The organism is Streptomyces polygonati, from assembly GCF_042650325.1.
Lineage (GTDB): Bacteria > Actinomycetota > Actinomycetes > Streptomycetales > Streptomycetaceae > Actinacidiphila > Actinacidiphila polygonati.
Genome location: NZ_JBHSBB010000022.1, coordinates 57,543 through 77,648, shown reverse-complemented (window position 1 = coordinate 77,648; position 20,106 = coordinate 57,543). Strand labels below are relative to the sequence as shown.

The window sequence follows — 20,106 nt, the reverse complement described above, 5'->3', positions numbered from 1 at the left end:
TCAGTGGTGGGGCGGTTCGGGGAAGGCGATCTCGGGATCGCACCCGGTCGCCGCGATGGGAACGCACAGCGGCCCCTGGATGAGGTTGAGCGAGTTGCCGTCGCCGGAGATGGCCGAGGTGAACAGCACGTCGAAGTCCTCCCCGTGCGAGCCGCAGCCGGCGAACCGCGGGATGTACAGCTTGTCCTGGGCCAGCGGGCCGCCGGTCTGGACGCTGTAGTCCTGCGGCCGGGTGGGGACACCGGTGAGCGAACTGCGGTCGTAGCCGACGAGCCGGATGCCGACCGGGTCGACGGTGTGGCAGTCGGGGCCGACGTCGAGCGGGGTGCCGTTGACCTTGACGTCGTACAGCCGCATTTCCTGCTTGCCGTAGATGGTGGTGGTGCTGATGGTGCCCTGGGTGCCGGAGCCGACGGTGACGACGGTCATCAACCCGAGCGGTTCCAGGGCGAGTTTGGCGCTGACCGGCATGAAGCCGTAGACGAGGAAGGTCGAGTCGAGCGGCGGGAGGGTCAGCTTGGCGATCGAGTCGATCTCGAAATACCACTTCAGCGGGTCGTCGGAGGAGAAGTCGCTCCAGGTGCTCTTCTGGACGATCGTGGCCAGGGTCGGATGCCGGGCCAGGTCGTTGACGACGGCGGCGCCGTTGAGCTTGCCGACGTTGGAGTAGCCGGTGATGTAGCCGCACTGGGAGAACGGCGGGAAGGGCGGGTCGGCCGGCCCCGGATAGACCGTGGCGCCGGGCGGGCGGGGCACCCGGGCGAGGATCGCCGGGTCGGGGTCGCCGGCCGGGGGGTCCTCGCAGTCGTGCACCCCGGAGTGCGGCGGGTCGGCGAGCCGGATGGTGCCGGGCCGGCCCGGGGTGGGCGCGGGGCTCCCGGCGGGCGTTCCGGCCGCGGTCCCCCCGCCGCTGCCGTCGCCGGTCCCGCGCTCCGTCCCGGTGGCGGTCGCCGTCGCGGACGGCGAGCCCTGGCCGGCGCCGGGCGTCGGATCGCCGGTGCCGGACGCGCCGCCCGCGACGGGTACGTCGTCCAGCACGGTGGCCTGACCGTCCTTCGGGGCGCAGTTGCCGGTGACGTCGGCGAGGGCGGCCTTGGGGGCGGCGGTGAGCCGCGCGGCGGCGTCCTGCCGGGCGCTCTTGCCGGCGCCCTGCACGGCCCCGGCCCCGGTCCCGGTGCCCGCGGCCGGGGCGCCCGGGTCGGCGGAGGCCGTCGGGGTGGCCGGGGCCGGGTCGGGCGCGGGGGCGGCCGGGCCGCCCCTCGGGTGCAGGGTGAGGTCCAGTGGCCCGGCGGAGAACCGTACGTCGCCGGGCGCGGTGACGCTCAGCGGCGGTACGGCCCCGGTGAGGGTCAGCACCAGGTCCCCGGTGGCCGGGACTTCGGGGGCGGTCAGGCCGGACCACTGGGCATCGGCCGTCGAGTCGCCCTGGGCGACCCGCGCGGTGAGGGTGCCGCCGGCGCTCACCGCCGCCGCCCCGGCGGGCAGCAGGAGCGCGGCGCCGGCCTGCGGGACGGTGACCACGGCGGTCAGGCCGCCCGGCCGGATGTCGGCGCCCACCGTTCCCGCCGCCGGGTATCGCTGCTCCAGCGCGACGGTGATCTGCTGCTCGCCGACCGGGAAGCGGCAGGTGTAGGCGAGGGTGAGGTGCCCGTCGGGGCCGCTGGCCGCCGAGTCCGTGCCGGGCAGCAGTCCCGCGAGCAGCGCCACGCCGGTGGCGGCGGCGAACCGCGCGGCGCGGCGCGGGTGCACGGCACCCCTCATCACGGCACTCCTCAGGCAGCGTCAGGCAGGCGTCAGCGACGCAGGACATTACGGTCGGGTAATAAGCGCGGACAAGCGATCGGACCATCCGGGGTCGGCGGATTCACGCACGGCCTGATTTCTTGTCACCTGGTGACAAAGGGCAGCCGGATTCTTGTCCGCCGGTGAGTGTCCGGCCCGGGCCCGCCCGGGACCGGCCGGGTGTCCGGCCAGCCCGCGGCGGGCCCCGGCGGGACGGCCCGCCGGGGCCCTGCGGGAGAACCGCCGCCCGTCCGGAGCGGCGCCGCGTCAGGTCGCGGTGACCACCACGGGGGCGGTGCTGGCGAGGACGTAGTTCGCCTTGTAGGTGATCGAGTCGCCGTTGTTGATCAGGCCCAGGCACAGGCCGCCCACGCCGGAGACGGACAGCGAGCCGCCGGTGATCGACAGGGTGTGGGAGCTGTTCACGAAGCTGCCGGTCACCGAGCCGGTGATGGTGGCGGTGCACAGGCCGGTCAGCTTGGCCGAGACGCCGGTGAGCGAGACCGGGGTGCTGCCGCTCGCGGTGACGCCGGTGACCAGGAGGTTCCACGGCAGGGTCCCCGCCGTGACGGTGAAGGTGATGCTGTTCAGCTTGCAGGTGCTCCAGGCGGCCTTGGTGATGGTGCCGACCTTGATGGCGGTGGGAGCGCCAGCCGTGTAGACGCCGTTGAGGACGGAGCCGGTCGCGCTCGCCGAGGTGCAGGTGAGCTTGGCGCCGGTGGTGTTGTCGGTGAGCGTCGGGGTGGTGGCGGTGGCCGTGATGACGCCGCCGCTGGGGCTGCCGGAGACGACCGCCTGGTTCACCGACGCGAAGGCCGGGGCGGCGGCGAGCCCGATCGCGGCGATGAGCGCCGCACCGGTGACCGCGGTACCCGTGGCCGCCTTCGTGAACTTGCGCATGGGCTGATCCTTCCTGAGGGGATTTTCGAGGGTGGATACGAGGGGAGCGACGTACCTGATAAACCGGGTCCGCGCTGCTCAGGCACGGAATTCGGTTACGGCTCACTACCTGGAACGTGGGGCACCGATTCCCTCGGTTGCCCTTGCGGAGCAGGACGTTACGCACGGGTAACCGGGGGCGCAACAATCCCGGCCAAGATTCTCGGGCCCACCCTACCGACGGGTATTTTTCTGTCACCGGGGCAACAACACGACGGTGCCCTTTATAAGAAGGTGAGCGGCGGTCGGGGCCGGCGCCCGCCCCGGCGCCGGTCTCCGGGGCGAACGGCCGGGCGCGGTACGGCCGGTGCGCCGCCGCCGGGGCCCTGCGAGCGCGGGGTTCAGAACGTTTCCGTGACCGAGGGGCTGCGCTCAGTGCACCATTGGTCTATGTTGCCGACACCACGCAACGCAGCGGCCGGGAGGGGGACACGTATGCCCGTGATGCGGCAGACTCCGGATCAGGCGGAACCGCTGGGTCCGATTCCGCGGGAGTTCGCCGCCGTGATGAGACCGGAACTGCCCAGTTTATTAAAAGAGATGGCCGCGGAAATCGTCACGGCGATCCCCGAATACGGTCATCTGCTGGAGGGCCCCAACGCGCGGGTGATCAAAATCGGCATCGAGCAGAATATCGCCACCTTCGTGGACCGGGTGGCCGCGCCGACCGCCACCACCGCGCTGCGCGACGATCTGTGCCGCCAGTTCGGCCGCTTCGAGGCGTACGAGGGCCGGAGCCTGGACAATCTCCAGGCCGCGTACCGGATCGGCTGCCAGGTGGCGCTGCGCCGGGTGCGTACGGTGGGGCGGCGGTACAACTTGTCGGCGTCCTTCATGCTGACCTTCGCCGACGCCCTGTTCGCGTACATGGGCGATCTGGCCGAACTCTCCCGCGAGGGCTATGTGCAGGCGCTGGCCGAGCTGGGCGAGGAGCCGGACAACCGGCGGCGCCGGCTGCTGCGCCGGATCCTGGGCGGCACCGCGGTGGCCCGCAGCGCGCTGGCCGAACTCGCCGAGCACTCGGCCTGGCCGCTGCCGGACGAGGTGACGCTGGTCGCGGTCGCCCCGGACACCCGGCCGTCCAGGGCGGCACTGGACAAGGACGTCCTGCTGGACTTCGCCGACCCCGAGCCGCATCTGCTCGTCCCCGGGCCCTTCACCGACGAGCGGCGCGCCTCGCTGGCGGTCGCGCTCAAGGGCTGCCGGGCGGCGGTCGGGCTGACCACCGTGCTCGGTGAGGCGGCCGACTCGCTGCGCTGGGCCCGGCACACCCTCGCGCTCGCCGACGCCGGCCTGATCGGGCACCGGCCGGACGGCGGGGACGACGGCCGGGACCCGATGACGAGGAGCGAGGACCATCTGCTGCCGCTGTGGCTGCTGGGCGATCCGGCCCTCGCCGACCAGATCGCCGCGCGGTATCTCACCCCGCTGACCGGGCTGACCGCCAGCCAGCGGGCCCGGCTGATCGACACCCTGCGGATCTGGCTGACCACCCGCGGCACCGCCGTCCAGGTCGCCGAGCAGCTCGGGGTGCATCCGCAGACCGTCCGCTACCGCCTGCGCATCCTGGACCGGGCCTTCGGGAACCAGCTGACCGACCCCGACCAGCGGTTCGCCACCGAGATCGCGCTGCGCGCGCTGCACTTGCGGGAACACGGCGAAACACCGGACGGCGGCCCCCGCAAGGGGAACCGCCGCCGGCTGTGAGTCAGCGAGCACCAGGCTCCGTCGTTACGAGGCGTACACCTCGAACTCGGAGATCTGGCCGGCCGGCCAGCCGGTGTTGCCGGTGAAGTTGAGGCGGATGTAGCGGTCGTTGGCCGCGGTGAAGGTCAGTGTCGCGGCGTTGCCCGACGACGGGTTGAAGGTGACCCCGCCCGAAGCCTTCAGCGTGGCCCAGTTGTTGTTGTCGGTCGAGCCCAGCACGCTCAGCGTCTCGGTCCGGGTCGCCCAGTCGGAGGACGGCGGCAGCTTGAGCGTCACCTTGCCCACCGACTTCGTGGCACCGAGGTCCACGGTGAGCGTCTGCGGGAAGGCGCCGTTGACCGACTCCCAGTAGGAACTCGCGTTGCCGTCCACCGCGTTGCCCGCGGTGTAGGTCTGCGTGGTGGAGGAGGCGGTCGCCGGGTGGCCCAGCGCCAGGTTGCTGTTGGCCGGGGGCGTGGTGGTGCCGCCGGTGGTGCCGCCCGTACCGCCGCCGCTGGAGCCGGCGCCCGGCTGCGGCCAGGTGCTGCAGTTGCCCCAGACACCGTCCCAGCCGCTGTTGCCCGAGCCCTTGTTGATGGTGAAGGCCGGCAGGTTGGTCGGGTAGGAGCAGTTGTAGACACCGGTCGCCCCGGTGGTGGTGGCCGTCACGTTGCTGAAGGACGCGGAGCCGGGGGTCTCGGCCTGCACCACGACGGTGCCGGTGCCGGAGGCGGTCGCGCCGCTCACCGTGACCCCGCTGATGGTGTAGCCGTGGCCGCCGCCCGAGACGAACTCGAAGTCGCTGTACGGGCTGTCGATGAACTTGGTGTTGCTGATCTGGATGTTGTTGCTGATCGCGTAGTCGTAGCTGTCGACCCGCAGGGCGCCCATCGGGTGGCCCCAGTTGGGGTTGAGCGCGCCGGTCCGGATCAGGGTGTTGCCGGAGACGGTGACGGTGCCCGACAGCGGGTTGAACGGCTGGAGGAACGCCTGGTTGGAGATGGCGATGCCGCCGCCGAGCGCGTTGGTGTCGGCGATCACGTTGTTGCTGACGGTGTTGTTGCTGCCGCCGTAGATCGCGATGCCGTTGGCCAGGTTGGGCTGCACGATGGTGTTGTTGCTGAAGGTGTTGCCCGTGTCGGGCGAGCCCAGCGACCACATGGCGAGCGAGTCGTCACCCTGGTTGCGCAGGAAGTTGTTCTTCACCTGGACACCGCTGGCGCTGCCGTCGAGGTTGATGCCGTCGGCGGTGGTGCCGATGATCCGGTTGTTCTGCACCAGCAGGTTGGTGTTGTTGCCGGTCAGCCACAGACCGCACTTCTCGCGCTGGATCCACATGCCCTGGACCACGGAGTTCGGGCCGAGGCTGCCGGTGACGAAGCTGTCCGGCGAGTTGTCGTTGCGGACGCTGACCGAGCCGATCACCGCGAAGTCGTAGAGCTTGGTGTTGCCGGTGGCGCTGGTCTGGTCGATGAAGTGCGAGCTGTGCACCACCGAGTACCAGTTGCCGGCGCCACGCAGCGTGACGTTGTCGGCCGGGATCTGCGAGGTGAGGGTGAAGGTGCCCGGCGGGATCCAGACCTCCTTGCCCTGTGCCTTGGCATCGGAGATGGCCTGCCGGAACGCCTGGGTGGAGTCGCCGTTGCCACTGGCGTCGGCGCCGTCGGTGACGACCGAGATGGAGTTCGAAGGCTGCGCCGCGGCGCCCGCCACCTGCTCGAAGTCGGCCAGGTCGATGGTGGCCGAGCCGGTGTCGCCGGAGTCCAGCTGGAGCCTGACTTTGGCGCCCGCGGCGAGGTTCTGGCCCAGTTGTATACGGGAATCGTCGAAGAAGTGGTGCGTCTTCGCGCCGGCGATCCAGCCGGTGTCCACATACGAGTACTGCGCGGTGACCGGCAACTTGGTGCCGATCTTGCCGCCGTTGACGTAGACCGAGACGGTACCGGAGGCGCCGCGCGGCAGGTTGTACGCCACGTCGACCGCGTTGGCCGCCTTGGTCAGCGTGAACTCGACGTACTTGCCCTGCCCGCTGAGGGTGACCGCGCGGCGGCCGGAGGCCTCCGAGGCCACCGTGGACTGGGTGTAGTCGGGGCCGATGACCGATCCGTTGGTGGCCGCCGCCTCGGCTTCGTACTCGGTGAACGGCACGGTGGCGCCACCGCTGACGTCGAAGGGCGAGACAGTCGATACCGTGGGGGCGGCAGTGGCTGTCTGGGCGGTCATCGCGAGGGCGAGTCCGCCGGCCGCGAGAGCCGCGGCGGTGGCTGTGGCCAGCCAGGCTGACGAGCGACGTCTGGTGTCCATGGGGTGTGGGGTGTCCCTTCTGGCGTGTGTGTCGCTTGAGATGCGGGCCACCATACGGATGTCGAACAGGGCACAGCAATATCTCGATCAGATTTCGCAAAAATTGGATGACTTGCAGAGATCTCGCAAAATGACCGCAAGAATCTTGCGCTTCCTGTACTAGAATCGACGCCATGACACGACGACTTGCCGAGGTGGCAAAGAAGGTCGGGGTGAGCGAGGCCACCGTCAGCCGAGTGCTGAACGGGAAGCCTGGAGTCTCCGACGCGACACGGGCCGCCGTCCTCACCGCCCTTGACGTGCTCGGATACGAACGGCCCACCCAGCTGCGCGGAGAACGCGCCCGGCTGGTCGGCATGGTCATGCCCGAGCTGCAGAACCCGATTTTCCCCGCTTTCGCGGAAGTCGTCGGTGGCGCGCTGGCCCAGCAGGGCTTCACTCCTGTGCTGTGCACGCAGACCGCCGGTGGCGTCTCGGAGGCCGACTATGTGGAGCTGCTGCTGCAGCAACATGTCTCCGGGGTGGTCTTCTTCGGCGGTCTCTATGCCCAGGCCGAGTCCCCGCACGACCACTACGCCCGCCTGGCCGAACGCAACCTGCCCACCGTGCTGATGAACGCGGCCATCGACCATCTCGACTTCCCGCGGGTCTCCTGCGACGACGCCGTGGCGGTGGAGCAGGCGATGAACCATCTGATCTCGCTCGGCCACCAGCGGATCGCGCTGGTCCTCGGCCCGCCCGACCACGTACCGTCACGGCGCAAACTGGCCGCCGCCCGCCGGGTGGATCCCTCGGTCACCGTCGAACACGCGCTGTTCACCCTGGAAGGGGGCCAGGCCGCGGCCAGCCGGCTGTTCACCCGCGGCATCACCGCTTTCATCTGCGCCTCCGACCTGCTGGCGCTCGGCTGCATCCGGGCCGCCCGCCGGCGCCGGCTGTCGGTCCCCGAGGACATCTCCGTCATCGGGTACGACGACTCGTCCCTGATGAACTGCACCGAACCGCCGCTGACCACGGTCCGGCAGCCGATCGAGGCGATGGGCCGGGCCGCGGTGGACCTGCTGGCCGGCGAGATCAGCGGCGCCTCGGTCGACCACGACGAACTCTTCTTCGAACCGGAGTTGGTGGTCCGGGGTTCGACCGGGCCGGCTCCGCACACCGCCCGCATCCCGCATCCGGAGACCCGAACGGCGACCGCGTAAGGCGTACTTGCGCCCAGGGCGCGCATCCACGGCAGCACCGGCGCCGGGGCAGGGGACCGTTCCCCCGCCCCGGCGCCTTCATGTGCGGGCCGCACACGGTCTGCTGGGGGCCGTATCGGGGCCGTGACGGGCCGGGCCGCGCTGTCAGCGCTACGCCGCTCAGCGTCGTGACCAAGTCGTGTCTTTGCGAAATTCGCGCGACATCTTGCGGACATCTATCGGGTTAAGTACGTTGAGCCAACCCGGGACGGCGGCGCAAACGGGCGCCGGACTCATGTGCATCACGTGCCGCGGGGGTCCCAGATCGCAGTCCAACGACGCGCAGTGGTTCAGGGGAAGGGTAATCAGAGGATGACTAAAAACGGCTACCGGAGACTGGTGGCAGTCGCACTGGTCGCAGGTATCGGCTTGACCGGCGCCGCGTGCTCCAGCGACAGCAAGGACAGCTCCGGCGGAAGCAAGACAACGAGCAGCGCCGCGGACAGCAGCAGCAGCGCCGCCACTCCCTTGGACCCGAAGACCAAGGTCTCCATCAGCGTCGACTGCGAGCCGCCGACCACCAAGGCGGCCGAGCGCAAGCAGTGGACCGACGACATCGCCGAGTTCAACAAGACGTACCCGAACGTGACGATCAACTCCAAGGACGCCTTCCCTTGTGAGGACCCGGCGAAGTTCACCGCCCAGCTCCAGGCGGGCAGCGAGACCGACACGTTCTACTCGTACATGACGGACCTTCAGCAGGTGCTGGACTCCGGTCAGGCCGCCGACATCTCGGACTACGTCAACACCAAGACGATTCCGAACCTCGACAACATCGACAGCGGTGTGCTGAACGTCCTCAAGGACGGCGGCAAGCTGTACGGTCTGCCCACCTCGAACTACCAGATGGGCCTGATCTACAACCGGAAGATCTTCACCGAGGCCGGGCTGGACCCCAACAAGCCCCCGACCACGTGGGCCGAGATCCGCACCGACGCCAAGACCATCCAGGACAAGCTGGGCAGCAAGGGCATCAACGGCTTCATGGAGAACGCCGGCGGCAACCAGGGTGGTTGGCACCTGGTGTCCGAGATGTTCGGTGTCGGCAGCAAGGCCGTGAGCGACGACGGCACCAAGGCCGCCTTCAACAACGACCAGACCAAGTCGGTGCTGACCACGCTCCAGCAGATGCGCTGGACCGACAAGAGCCTGCCCGCCACCCCGGGTCTGGCCTGGGGTGACGTCCAGAAGGCGATGGGCACCGGCAAGATCGGTATGTACGTCGGCGCCCCCGACGACGTCCCGCTGGTCGTCCAGCAGTACAAGGCCGACTACAAGGACCTCGGCATGGCGCCGATCCCCGGTGGCCAGACCGCGCTCTTCGGCGGCAACGACTACATGTTCAAGAAGAGCGACACCCCGGACCAGATCAAGGCCGGCATCGCCTGGGTCAACTTCAAGTACCTGACCCTGGGCAAGGGCCAGTTCAACTACGCCCGCAACAAGACGGACGGCCTGCCCGTCGGTCTGCCGGAGCCGTTCTTCTTCACCGGTGCCGCCAAGGACCAGGACACCGCGCTCAAGACGGCCAGCGCCACCATCCCGGTCGACAACTTCAAGACCTATGTCGACGCGCAGGTGCCGGTGCTCCCCGAGCCGCCGAACGCGCAGAAGATCTACACCGTGCTCGACACCGTGATGTCGGGTGTTCTGACCAACAAGAGCGCCAACATCGACAAGTTGCTCTCCACCGCGGAGACGCAGGTCAACTCGTTGCTGGCCGCCAGCCAGTAACAGCGGAGCCCAGCGGGGGCCGGTCGGCGACCGGTCCCCGCTGCGGCGGCATCGGCTTCCGGTACCGAATTCAGTCGAGGAGCACCCATGGCGGCGACGACCGTCCCCGAGAATTTGACCAAGCGCCACGCCGGGCGCCCCTCCGGTCCTGCCGGCGGTGCCGCCCGGAACGGCCTGAGCCGCAAAGTCCGGCAAAACCTCCAGGCCCATGGGTTCCTCATCGGCGCGCTCCTCTGCTTCCTGATGTTCTCGTGGTACCCCATGGTCCGCGAATTCATCATGAGCTTCCAGGAGACAAAGCGCGGCGAGACGCACTGGGTCGGTTGGAAGAACATCGACCGCGTCTATCACGACCCCTACTTCTGGACCGCCTGGAAGAACACCGCGGAGTTCACCGGCATGGCGCTGGTGATCGGCTTCGCGGTGCCGTTCGTGATAGCCATCGTGCTCAATGAGCTCAAGCACGCACAGGCCTACCTGCGCATTCTGGTCTACTTGCCGGTCATGCTCCCGCCGGTGGCCGGCGTACTGCTGTTCAAGTACTTCTACAACCCGGACTACGGGCTGTTCAACCACATCCTGAAGTTCCTGCACCTACCGACATCGCAATTCCTGGACTCGTCCAGCACCGCGATGATCTCGGTCGTCATCGCCGCCACCTGGATGAACCTCGGCAGCGCCACCCTCATCTACCTGGCCGCGCTGCAGAACATTCCCGGCGAGCTCTACGAGGCCGCCGACCTGGACGGCGCCGGTCTGTTCGGCAAGATCTGGCACGTCACCATCCCGCAGACCCGGATGGTGCTGTCCCTGATGCTGCTGCTCCAGATCGTGGCCACCATGCAGGAGTTCACCAACGTCTTCCTGCTCACCGGCGGCAACGGCCCGGAGAACTCCACGATGACCATCGTCTACATGGTCTACCAGTACGCGTTCCGGTACAACAACTTCGGAAGCGCCGCGGCGCTCGGCCTCTTCCTGCTGCTGGTACTTGCCATCTTCTCCGGCATCTACACACGGCTCAGCCGGAACAGCGACTAGGACGGACAGGACCATGGCAGCGACGTTTTCCTCGCAGAACCGCACCCTCATCTCCTCGGCCGCGCTGAACCGGCCCAAGGGGAGAATCGCCTACTGGACCGTGCTCACCCTGATCGTCGCGGTGTTCACGCTGGTCTTCCTCGGCCCGCTGTACTGGATGGTCATCGGCGGTTTCAAATCCGCCCAGGAAGTGGTGGCGAATCCGCCCACCTTCATCCCGAAGCACCCGCAGCCCAGCAATTACCACACCGCGTGGAGCCAGCTGAAGATCGCCCGGCTGCTCTTCAACACGCTGTACTACGCGTTCGGCGCGCTCGCCTTCCAGCTCGTCTTCGACGTGGCGGCGGCCTACGCGATCTCCAAGCTCCGGCCGGTGTTCGGCAAGCTGATCCTGGGCGGCATGCTGGCCACCTTGATGATCCCGGCGGCGGTGCTGATCGTGCCGCAGTACATGACGGTGCTGAAGCTGCCGGTGGTGCACTTCAACCTGATCGGCACACCGTGGGCGATCTGGCTGCCGACGGTGGCCAACGGCTTCAACATCTTCCTGCTCAAGCGGTTCTTCGACTCCATCCCGGAGGACCTGATGCACGCGGCCGCGATCGACGGCGCCAGCCCGCTGCGGACCCTGTGGTCGATCGTGCTGCCGATGTCCCGGCCCATCCTCGGCGTGGTGTCCATCTTCGCCGTGGTGAACGTCTGGAAGGACTTCCTCTGGCCGATGCTGGTGGAGCCCGACCCGAAGCAGCAGCCGATCAACATCGGCATCAACTCGCTCTCGCAGGGCGTCCCGGAGAACGTGCTCATCGCCGCGCTCGCCATCTCCGCCGTACCGACCCTGCTGATCTTCCTGCTCTTCCAGCGCAACATCATGTCCGGTCTGACCGCCGGCAGCCTCAAGGGCTGACCTGCCGTTCCGGCACTCCCCGCACCGACGAACGCACCACCCATCAGCACTCCGCCGCCGGCCCTCATGCCCACATCCCCGCCATCCGGGGCCGGCGGCGGGGTCCCACCTGCCCGAAAGGACGTTGACGTGGCAGACACCCCTCAGCCCGAGGCCGACGAGAACTGGTGGCGCGGCGCGGTCATCTACCAGGTCTACCCGCGGAGCTTCGCCGACAGCAACGGCGACGGGACCGGTGATCTCGCCGGCGTGCGGTCCCGGCTGCCGTACCTGGCCGAGCTGGGCGTCGATGCCCTGTGGTTCAACCCCTGGTACCCCTCGCCGATGGCCGACGGCGGCTACGACGTGGCCGACTACCGGGACATCGATCCGGTGTTCGGCACGCTCGCGGAGGCCGAGAAGCTGATCTCCGAGGCGGTGTCGCTCGGCATCAAGACCATCATCGACATCGTGCCGAACCACATCTCCGCGGCGCACCCGTGGTTCCGCGAGGCACTGGCGGCCGGACCCGGCAGCGCGGCCAGGGAGCGGTTCTGGTTCCGCCCGGGCCGCGGTGAGAACGGCGAACTGCCGCCCAACAACTGGCCGTCGCAGTTCGGCGGCCCGGCCTGGACCCGCACCACCGACCCGGACGGTACGCCCGGCGACTGGTTCCTCAACCTCTTCGACTCCGAGCAGCCGGACCTCAACTGGGACCATCCGGATGTCCGCGCCGAGCACGAGGACGTGCTGCGGTTCTGGTTCGACCGCGGCGCCGGCGGGGTGCGGATCGACTCCGCCGCGATGGTCTCCAAGGACCCGCTGCTGCCCGACCTGTCCGACGACCCGGCCGCCCCGCATCCGTACATCGACCGGGACGACCTGCACGAGATCTACCGCGGCTGGCGCCGGATCGCCGACTCCTACGACGGCGCCCGCATCCTGGTCGGCGAGGTGTGGCTGCCGGACGCGGTGCGCTTCGCGAACTATCTGCGGCCCGACGAGATGCACACGGCGTTCAACTTCGACTTCCTGGCGTGCCCCTGGGAGCCGGGCCGGCTGCGTACGTCGATCACCACCACGCTGGCCGTGCACGAGCCGGTGGGCGCGCCCGCCACCTGGGTGCTGTGCAACCACGACGTGACGCGTACGGTGACGCGCTACGGACGCGCCGACACCGGGTTCGACTTCGCCACCAAGGCGTTCGGCGTCCCCACCGACCTGGAGCTGGGCACCCGCCGGGGGCGGGCGGCGGCGCTGCTGACGCTGGCGCTGCCCGGCTCGGTCTACGTCTACCAGGGCGAGGAGCTGGGGCTGCCGGAGGTGGAGGACATCCCCACCGAGAAGCTCCAGGACCCGATGTACCTGCGCTCCGGCGGCACCGACCCGGGCCGCGACGGCTGCCGGGTGCCGATCCCGTGGGCGGGCGCGAGCTCGCCCTTCGGCTTCAGCCCGGAGGGGTCCACCGAGCCGTGGCTCCCGCAGCCGGCCGACTGGGCGGCCCGTACGGCCGAGATCCAGTCCGCCGACCCGGCGTCGATGCTGTCGCTCTACCGGGCGGCGCTGCGGCTCCGCAAGGAGGAGCCGGGCCTGGGTGACGGCCCCATCAGCTGGCTCGACTCCGACCCCGGCGTGCTGGTGTTCGGCCGCTCCGAGCGGTTCGTCTGCCTGGTGAACCTCTCCGGGGAGCCGGTGGAGCTGCCGGCCCACGAGGAGATCCTCCTGACCAGCGGTTCCCTGGCGGAGGACGGCCGCGTCCCCTCCGACACGGCGGTCTGGTACCGCCCGTAAACGATTCCCCGCCGTTCCGCGCGCTCCCCGCGCCCCACAAGGGCGCGGGGAGCGCGGCACGTCTACCCGGGCGGTGCCCTACAGGGGCGCGGGGAACTGCGCGACCGGCCCACGGCGGCCCGCGGTCCGCGAACGACCGGAACCGCCCTCCCCCGACCCGCCGCGCCGGGCCCGCGCCCTCGCGGCCCGCACCCCCGCCGGGCGGCCACCGCACCGGGCGGCCACCGCGCCGCGAGCCCCGCCGGAATTAGAATGACCAGGTGCCCCAACTTCGTGTTGCCCTGAATCAGATCGACTCCACCGTCGGTGACATCGCCGGGAACAGCGAAAGCGTTCTGCGGTGGTCCCGGTATGCCGCCGGCCAGGGCGCGCACCTGGTGGCGTTTCCCGAGATGATGCTCACCGGCTACCCCGTGGAGGATCTCGCGTTGCGGTCCTCGTTCGTGGAGGCCAGCCGGGCCGCGGTGGTGGACCTGGCCGGGCGGCTGGCCGCCGAGGGGCTGGGCGAGCTGCCGGTGGTCGTCGGGTATCTGGGCCGCAGCGAGAACGCCCAGCCGCGCTACGGACAGCCGGCCGGCGCCCCGCAGAACTGCGCGGCCGTCCTGCACCGCGGCAAGGTCGCGCTGCGCTTCGCCAAGCACCACCTGCCGAACTACGGCGTCTTCGACGAGTTCCGCTACTTCGTGCCCGGCGACACCATGCCGGTGATCCGGGTCCGCGGCGTGGACGTCGCGCTGGCGATCTGCGAGGACCTGTGGCAGGACGGCGGCCGGGTGCCGGCCGCCTGCTCGGCCGGCGCCGGGCTGCTGCTGTCGATCAACGCCTCGCCGTACGAGCGGGACAAGGACGACACCCGGCTGGAGCTGGTCCGCAAGCGCGCCCGGGAGGCGGGCAGCACGCTGGCGTATCTGGCCATGGTCGGCGGCCAGGACGAGCTGGTCTTCGACGGCGACACGATCGTGGTCACCGCGGGCGGCGAGGTGATCGCCCGGTCCCCGCAGTTCGCCGAGGAGTGCCTGCTCCTCGACCTGGAGCTGCCGGCCGCCCCGGCCGAGGCGCCGTCCGGGCGGGTGGACGACGGCCTGGAGATCCAGCACGTCACCCTCACGGCGGAGCCGGTGCCGCCGTACGAGCCCGAGTACACCGGGGGCGAGGCCGAGCGGCTGGGCGACGACGCCGAGGTGTACGCCGCCCTGGTGACGGGCCTGCGCGCGTACGTCCGCAAGAACCACTTCCGCTCGGTGCTGATCGGCCTGTCCGGCGGCATCGACTCGGCCCTGGTCGCGGCCATCGCCTGTGACGCGGTGGGCGCCCAGAACGTGTACGGCGTCTCGATGCCCTCGGCGTACTCCTCGGACCACTCCAAGGGGGACGCCGCCGAGCTGGCCCGCCGCACCGGGCTGGACCTGCGCACGGTCTCGATCGCCCCGATGTTCGACGCGTACATGGGCTCGCTGAAGCTGACCGGCCTCGCCGAGGAGAACCTCCAGTCGCGGACGCGCGGGGTGACCTTGATGGCCATCTCCAACCAGGAGGGCCACATCGTGCTCGCGCCGGGCAACAAGAGCGAGCTGGCGGTGGGCTATTCGACGCTCTACGGCGACTCGGTGGGCGCCTACGGCCCGATCAAGGACGTCTACAAGACGACGGTCTTCCGGCTGGCCCGCTGGCGCAACGCGGCGGCGCTGGCCAAGGGCGAGACCCCGCCGATCCCGGAGAACTCGATCAGCAAGCCGCCGAGCGCCGAACTGCGCCCCGGCCAGATGGACTCCGACTCGCTGCCGGACTACGACGTGCTGGACCGGGTGCTGGAGCTGTATGTGGACCGCGACCAGGGCCGGGAGGCGATCGTGGCGGCGGGCTTCGACGCGGAGCTGGTCACCCGGGTGCTGAAGCTGACCGACACCGCGGAGTACAAGCGGCGGCAGTACCCGCCGGGCACCAAGATCTCGCCGAAGGGCTTCGGCAAGGACCGCCGGCTGCCGATCACCAACCGCTGGCGCGAGGGCGAGGGTTCGTAGCCGCGCGGACGCCCGGCGGTTTACGGCAGTTGCAGGCGGGCGGCGACCGGCAGATGGTCGCTGCCCGTCTTCGGCAGCGTCCAGGAGGAGCGCGGCTCGATGCCCTTGACCATGATCTGGTCGATCCGGGCCATCGGGAAGGAGGCCGGCCAGCTGAAGCCGACACCGTTGCCCGCCGCTCCCTGGGTGGAGCGCATCTGCGAGGTGACCGCCGCCAGCGCCCGGTCGTTCATGGTGCCGTTGAGATCGCCGAGCAGCACCACGCTGTGCAGGGGCTCGGCCGCGATGGCCTGACCGAGTGCCTCGGCGGCGTTGTCGCGCTGCCCGGCCGTGAAGCCGGCGTCGAACTTCACCCGTACCGAGGGCAGATGGGCCACATAGACCGCCACCGGGCCGTGCGGGGTGCGGACCGACGCCCGCATGGCCCGTACCCAGCCGATCTTGATGTCCACCGGACGCACCCCGCTCAGCGGGTACTTGCTCCACAGCCCGACCGTGCCCTCCACCGCGTGGTAGGGATACGCCGCCGCGAGATCCTTGGCGTAGCGGGGCTCCTGGCTCTCGGCCAGTTCCTCCAGCGCCACGATGTCGGTGCCCGCCGTGACGAGGTCCCGCGCGGTGCCGTCCGGGTCGGGATTGCCGGCGTTGACGTTGTGGGTGAGCACGCTGAGGTCGCCGCCGGCCGCGGACTTGTCGGTGAGCTGGCCGCCGAAGAGATTCAGCCAGATCAACGACGGGACGAGCAGGGCGATCAGCGCGGTCGCCGAGCGCCGCAGCAGCGCCACCGCGAGCAGCACCGGCACCGCCAGGCCGAGCCAGGGCAGGAACGTCTCCAGCAGGCTGCCGAGGTTGCCGATCCGGTTGGGCACGTCCGAGTGGAAGAACAGCAGCAGCGACAGCAGCCCGGCGCACACGGCGGTGACGATGCCGCGCCGCCACATGCCGGCCGGCTGCCACCACCGGATCAGGCGGGCGCCGAAACGTGGCCGCGCCCCTGAGGCGTTCGGGCGCCGCTGCTCGCCGCCGTCCTGGGTCGCGTCCGTGCCGCTCTGCGCCTGGGTCATGAGGATCCTCGCTGCCTTGCCGGGTGCACTGCCGACCTTAGGGGATCGGTACAGGTAGCGACGGACTGCGGGGGCCGGTGGGTTCCGTGGTGCGGCCAAGCAGGGGACCGCTGTGACACAACTCGTACAAATCAGGTCAAGAAGAAAGCGATGCCGACACCTGCGGCCGGCGTCGGCATCGATGGAGCATCGGTGGGGGCTTCAGGAGCGCGGGCGCATCCCCTCCAGCAGGGTGTCGACCACCCGCTCGGCGAGATCGGGCTCCAGCGGCGCGTCGGGGCGCAAAGTGGCCCGTACCAGCACCGGACCGACCACCATGTCGGCCAGCAGGTCCAGGTCGGCGCCGGCCCGCCGGCAGATCTCCCCGTCCTCGATGCCGCGTTCCAGCAGGTCCATCAGCATCCTGCGCCGGGCGGCCACCACCGTGTCGTGATAGCGCCGCCACAGCTCCGGGTTGCTCTGCGCCTGCGCCACCATCGTGCGCAGCAGCGCCGATTCACGCTTGGCGAGGCTGCGCAGCCGGATGTACTCGACGGCCGCGATCAGGTCGTCGCGCAGCACCCCGCTGCTCTTCAGGTCCGGCGGTCCGTCCACTTCGGCCAGTACGTCGAGCAGCAGCGCGTCCTTGCCCGCCCAGCGGCGGTAGACGGTCGCCTTGCCGACGCCGGCCTCCCGGGCGATGCCCTCGATGGTCAGATCACTGAAGGTGGTGCCCTCGGCGATCAGCCGCACGACGGTGTCGATGACCGCGCGGTCGACCGCCGCGTTGCGCGGACGCCCGCGCCGCGCGGCGGTCGTTCCCGGCGGGCCGTCCGCCGGACCGGACGGGATCAACTCTCCACACCCGCCATTTCCCGTTCCGTCGGGGAGCCGGGTGTGGCGGTGGGGGCGGCGGACTTGGCGGGCAGGAACACCGCGGCCACGACCGCGCCGATCAGCGCGACCCCGGCGGAGGCGGCGGCGGTGATGTGCATCGCGTGCAGGAAGGCGTCGTTGGCGGGCTGGACCAGCACCTGGCCCTTGGCGCCCAGCCGTTCGGCGACACCGAGGGTGGCCTCGATGGACTCACCGGCCGCCGCCCGCTTGTCGGCGGGCAGCGAACCGAGGTGGCCCGAGATGCCGTCGCGGTAGACGGTCGACATCACCGAGCCGAGTACGGCCACGCCGAGCGCGCCGCCGACCTGCCGGAAGGTGTTGTTGACCGCCGAGCCGGAGCCGGCCTTCTCGCGCGGCAGCGAGGACATGATCATCACGGTGGCCGGCGGCATGACGTGCGCCATCGCGACGCCCATCAGGAAGAACAGCACCTCCAGCACCCAGATGGGGGTGGACCTGCCCAGCAGCAGGAAGCCGAGGAAGGACACCCCGGTGAGCGCCATACCGCCGGCGCAGACCGCGCGGGCGCCGATCCGGTCGACCAGCAGCCGGGCCCGGGGCGCGAAGACCATCTGGGCGGCGGCCAGCGGGAGCAGCAGCAGGCCGGACTGCAGGGCGCTGTAGCCGCGTACCGACTGGGTGTAGAAGACGATGAAGAAGGTCACGCCCATCAGCGCGAAGAAGATGAGGCCTATGGCGGCCACCGACGCGGAGAACTGCCGATTCTTGAAGTAGCGGACGTCCAGCGCCGGATGCTCGCTGCGGGACTCGTACCAGACGAAGCCGCCGAGGACGGCCAGGCCGGCCACCGAGGTGGCCCACACCTCGGGCCGGGTGAAGTCGCCGTACTCGCCGCCCTTGATGATGCCGTAGATCAGCAGCACCAGGCCGGCGATGGACGTCAGCACGCCGACCGGGTCGAGCCGGCCCGGGCGCGGGTCGCGGGAGTCGGGCACCAGCAGGAACATCGCGATCAGGCCGATGATCACTATGGGCACGTTGACCAGGAAGACCGAGCCCCACCAGAAGTGCTGGAGCAGCAGGCCGCCGGTGATCGGGCCGATCGCGATGGCCAGGCCGACGACGCCGGACCAGATGCCGATGGCGCGCGGCTGCTCGTCGCGCTCGAAGACGTTCATGATGATCGCCAGCGTGGCGGGCATGATGAAGGCGCCGCCCAGGCCCATCACGCCGCGGTAGGCGATCAGTTGGCCGGCGGACCCGGCCATCGCCGAGGCCGCGGAACCGGCCCCGAAGACCAGCATGCCGAACAGCAGCACCTTCTTCCGGCCGAGCCGGTCGCCGAGCAGCCCGGCGGTGAAGAGCAGGCCGGCGAAGACCAGCGTGTACGAGTTGATCGCCCATTCCAACTGGCTCTGGGTGGCCCCGAGTCCGGTGGGTGACGGCTGGGCGATGGTTTTCATCGCTACGTTGAGGATCGAGTTGTCCAGCACCACGACGAGCAGGCTGAGCAACAGCACGGTGAGGATCGCCCAGCGGCGGCGGTGGATCGCCGGAGACACGGTGGGAGTCATGGGTTCGGCCATGGCGTCAGCGTACGATTTATTTTCGATACGGGACCGTCTCGTATCGTAAAGCTGGGGTAAAAAACGGGCCCGCGCCGACCGCCGGACGGGCGCCCGCCGTGGCTGTGCCCCGCGTCTCTCCGCCGCCGCCTTTCCGAACGCGGCGGGGCGTGCCAGCATGGAGGTGATCCGGGGACGCCGTGAGGGCGCCTCGAGATGACATGAAGGAGCCGTCATCATGACGCAACTTCCTGCTGCCCGGCCCACCGCGGGCAGCTCCGGGTCCGACCACCCCAAGGCGCTCTACGGAGGCACCGGCACCCGCCGGATCACCGTGCGCGATCTCGGCGCCGCCAAGGAGCGGGGCGAGAAGTGGCCCATGCTCACCGCCTACGACGCGATGACCGCCTCCGTCTTCGACGAGGCCGGCATCCCGGTGCTGCTGGTCGGCGACTCGATGGGCAATGTCCACCTCGGCTACGACTCCACCGTCCCGGTCACCCTGGACCACATGGCGATGCTGTCCGCCGCCGTGGTCCGCGGCACCCGCCGGGCGCTGATCGTGGCCGACCTCACCTTCGGCTCGTACCAGGAGGGCCCGGTGCAGGCGCTGCGCAGCGCCACCCGGCTGATCAAGGAGGCCGGGGTCGGGGCGGTCAAGCTGGAGGGCGGCGAGCGCTCGCTGGCGCAGACCGAGACCCTGGTCGAGGCCGGCGTCCCGGTGATGGCCCACCTGGGTCTGACCCCGCAGTCCTTCAACACCCTCGGCTACCGCGTGCAGGGCCGCGGCGACGAGGCCGCCGACCGGCTGATCAGGGACGCCAAGGCGGCGCAGAACGCGGGCGCCTTCGCGCTGGTCCTGGAGCTGGTGCCGGCCGAGGTGGCGGCCGAGATCACCCGCTCGCTGCAGATCCCGGTGATCGGGATCGGCGCCGGGCCCGACACCGACGCCCAGGTCCTGGTGTGGACCGACATGGCCGGGATGACCGAGGGCAAGGTGCCGCGCTTCACCAAGCAGTACGCGAACCTGCGCCAGACCCTCGGCGACGCGGCCCGCGCCTTCGCCGGCGACGTGGTCGGCGCGGCCTTCCCGGCCGAGGAGCACACCTTCCACTGACCCCGCGCTCTCCCCGGCCCGGTGCCCGGACCCGTCCCTCCAGGGTCCGGGCACCGCCGCGCGGGGAAATCTGCGGTCTTTCCGTTTTGGGTGCGGAG

The 20,106-nt window shown here is 70.1% G+C and carries 14 protein-coding genes; 8 read left to right on the top strand and 6 right to left on the bottom strand.

Translation table 11 applies throughout. The annotated features are described in order from the left end of the window. Together ACFO3J_RS27805 and ACFO3J_RS27800 are read right to left on the bottom strand one after the other, a co-directional pair. On the bottom strand, positions 1–1,761 hold the full coding sequence (locus ACFO3J_RS27805; RefSeq protein ID WP_386434870.1) for a DUF6801 domain-containing protein: 1,761 nt from the start codon (positions 1,759–1,761) through the stop codon (positions 1–3). A gap of 288 nt (positions 1,762–2,049) precedes the next feature. Beyond that, positions 2,050–2,682 (bottom strand): hypothetical protein, encoded by a 633-nt coding sequence (locus ACFO3J_RS27800; RefSeq protein ID WP_386434867.1) that lies wholly within the window; start codon positions 2,680–2,682, stop codon positions 2,050–2,052. A 474-nt stretch (positions 2,683–3,156) separates the two neighbouring features. Here ACFO3J_RS27800 and ACFO3J_RS27795 point away from each other — a divergent pair, with 474 nt between their 5' ends. Continuing rightward, the gene (locus ACFO3J_RS27795) at positions 3,157–4,428 is read left to right on the top strand and encodes a helix-turn-helix domain-containing protein (protein ID WP_386434865.1); all 1,272 of its coding nucleotides are present in this window, start codon (positions 3,157–3,159) and stop codon (positions 4,426–4,428) included. 24 nt (positions 4,429–4,452) lie between these two features. Here ACFO3J_RS27795 and ACFO3J_RS27790 read toward each other — a convergent pair whose 3' ends face one another. Beyond that, the gene (locus ACFO3J_RS27790) at positions 4,453–6,711 is read right to left on the bottom strand and encodes a discoidin domain-containing protein (protein WP_386434862.1); all 2,259 of its coding nucleotides are present in this window, start codon (positions 6,709–6,711) and stop codon (positions 4,453–4,455) included. Between the two features lie 173 nt (positions 6,712–6,884). On the opposite strand from ACFO3J_RS27790, the gene ACFO3J_RS27785 reads away from it, so the two are divergent. The 6 genes from ACFO3J_RS27785 to ACFO3J_RS27760 all read left to right on the top strand — a co-directional run bounded on the left by ACFO3J_RS27785 (position 6,885) and on the right by ACFO3J_RS27760 (position 15,425). After that, on the top strand, positions 6,885–7,913 hold the full coding sequence (locus tag ACFO3J_RS27785; RefSeq protein WP_386434859.1) for a LacI family DNA-binding transcriptional regulator: 1,029 nt from the start codon (positions 6,885–6,887) through the stop codon (positions 7,911–7,913). A gap of 351 nt (positions 7,914–8,264) precedes the next feature. After that, on the top strand, positions 8,265–9,686 hold the full coding sequence (locus tag ACFO3J_RS27780; RefSeq protein WP_386434856.1) for an extracellular solute-binding protein: 1,422 nt from the start codon (positions 8,265–8,267) through the stop codon (positions 9,684–9,686). Positions 9,687–9,773: 87 nt separating this feature from the next. Continuing rightward, positions 9,774–10,727, top strand: a complete 954-nt coding sequence (locus tag ACFO3J_RS27775; protein ID WP_386434854.1) for a carbohydrate ABC transporter permease — start codon at positions 9,774–9,776, stop codon at positions 10,725–10,727. A 13-nt stretch (positions 10,728–10,740) separates the two neighbouring features. After that, complete coding sequence (locus tag ACFO3J_RS27770) at positions 10,741–11,634, top strand: carbohydrate ABC transporter permease (RefSeq protein ID WP_386434851.1); 894 nt, start codon at positions 10,741–10,743, stop codon at positions 11,632–11,634. 129 nt (positions 11,635–11,763) lie between these two features. Further along, positions 11,764–13,404 (top strand): glycoside hydrolase family 13 protein, encoded by a 1,641-nt coding sequence (locus tag ACFO3J_RS27765; RefSeq protein WP_386434849.1) that lies wholly within the window; start codon positions 11,764–11,766, stop codon positions 13,402–13,404. Positions 13,405–13,664: 260 nt separating this feature from the next. Then, the gene (locus ACFO3J_RS27760; RefSeq protein WP_386434846.1) at positions 13,665–15,425 is read left to right on the top strand and encodes an NAD+ synthase; all 1,761 of its coding nucleotides are present in this window, start codon (positions 13,665–13,667) and stop codon (positions 15,423–15,425) included. Between the two features lie 20 nt (positions 15,426–15,445). Here ACFO3J_RS27760 and ACFO3J_RS27755 read toward each other — a convergent pair whose 3' ends face one another. The 3 genes from ACFO3J_RS27755 to ACFO3J_RS27745 form a co-directional block, all read right to left on the bottom strand. Continuing rightward, on the bottom strand, positions 15,446–16,366 hold the full coding sequence (locus ACFO3J_RS27755) for an endonuclease/exonuclease/phosphatase family protein (protein WP_386435020.1): 921 nt from the start codon (positions 16,364–16,366) through the stop codon (positions 15,446–15,448). 324 nt (positions 16,367–16,690) lie between these two features. Beyond that, positions 16,691–17,323 carry a TetR/AcrR family transcriptional regulator gene (locus ACFO3J_RS27750; RefSeq protein WP_386434843.1) on the bottom strand — a complete coding sequence of 211 codons (633 nt, stop codon included), beginning with the start codon at positions 17,321–17,323 and terminating at the stop codon, positions 16,691–16,693. Beyond that, positions 17,320–18,912: an MFS transporter gene (locus tag ACFO3J_RS27745; RefSeq protein ID WP_386434840.1), complete on the bottom strand. Its 1,593-nt coding sequence runs from the start codon at positions 18,910–18,912 to the stop codon at positions 17,320–17,322. The genes ACFO3J_RS27750 and ACFO3J_RS27745 overlap by 4 nt, the downstream gene beginning before the upstream one ends. Positions 18,913–19,129: 217 nt before the next feature. Between ACFO3J_RS27745 and panB the strand changes: the two genes are divergently transcribed. Continuing rightward, entirely contained in the window at positions 19,130–20,008 is an 879-nt protein-coding gene (gene panB / locus ACFO3J_RS27740; RefSeq protein ID WP_386434837.1) for a 3-methyl-2-oxobutanoate hydroxymethyltransferase, read from the top strand. Positions 20,009–20,106 lie beyond the last annotated feature (98 nt).

Excerpts from the sequence above, each read along its gene's own strand:
- ACFO3J_RS27775 (WP_386434854.1), top strand. The coding sequence starts at position 9,774 with ATGGCGGCGACGACCGTCCCCGAGAATTTGACCAAGCGCCACGCCGGG.
- ACFO3J_RS27795 (WP_386434865.1), top strand. The coding sequence starts at position 3,157 with ATGCCCGTGATGCGGCAGACTCCGGATCAGGCGGAACCGCTGGGTCCG.
- ACFO3J_RS27805 (WP_386434870.1), bottom strand. The coding sequence starts at position 1,761 with ATGAGGGGTGCCGTGCACCCGCGCCGCGCCGCGCGGTTCGCCGCCGCC.
- ACFO3J_RS27800 (WP_386434867.1), bottom strand. The coding sequence starts at position 2,682 with ATGCGCAAGTTCACGAAGGCGGCCACGGGTACCGCGGTCACCGGTGCG.
- ACFO3J_RS27785 (WP_386434859.1), top strand. The coding sequence starts at position 6,885 with ATGACACGACGACTTGCCGAGGTGGCAAAGAAGGTCGGGGTGAGCGAG.
- ACFO3J_RS27745 (WP_386434840.1), bottom strand. The coding sequence starts at position 18,912 with ATGGCCGAACCCATGACTCCCACCGTGTCTCCGGCGATCCACCGCCGC.
- ACFO3J_RS27755 (WP_386435020.1), bottom strand. The coding sequence starts at position 16,366 with ATGTGGCGGCGCGGCATCGTCACCGCCGTGTGCGCCGGGCTGCTGTCG.
- ACFO3J_RS27790 (WP_386434862.1), bottom strand. The coding sequence starts at position 6,711 with ATGGACACCAGACGTCGCTCGTCAGCCTGGCTGGCCACAGCCACCGCC.
- ACFO3J_RS27780 (WP_386434856.1), top strand. The coding sequence starts at position 8,265 with ATGACTAAAAACGGCTACCGGAGACTGGTGGCAGTCGCACTGGTCGCA.
- panB (WP_386434837.1), top strand. The coding sequence starts at position 19,130 with ATGACGCAACTTCCTGCTGCCCGGCCCACCGCGGGCAGCTCCGGGTCC.
- ACFO3J_RS27770 (WP_386434851.1), top strand. The coding sequence starts at position 10,741 with ATGGCAGCGACGTTTTCCTCGCAGAACCGCACCCTCATCTCCTCGGCC.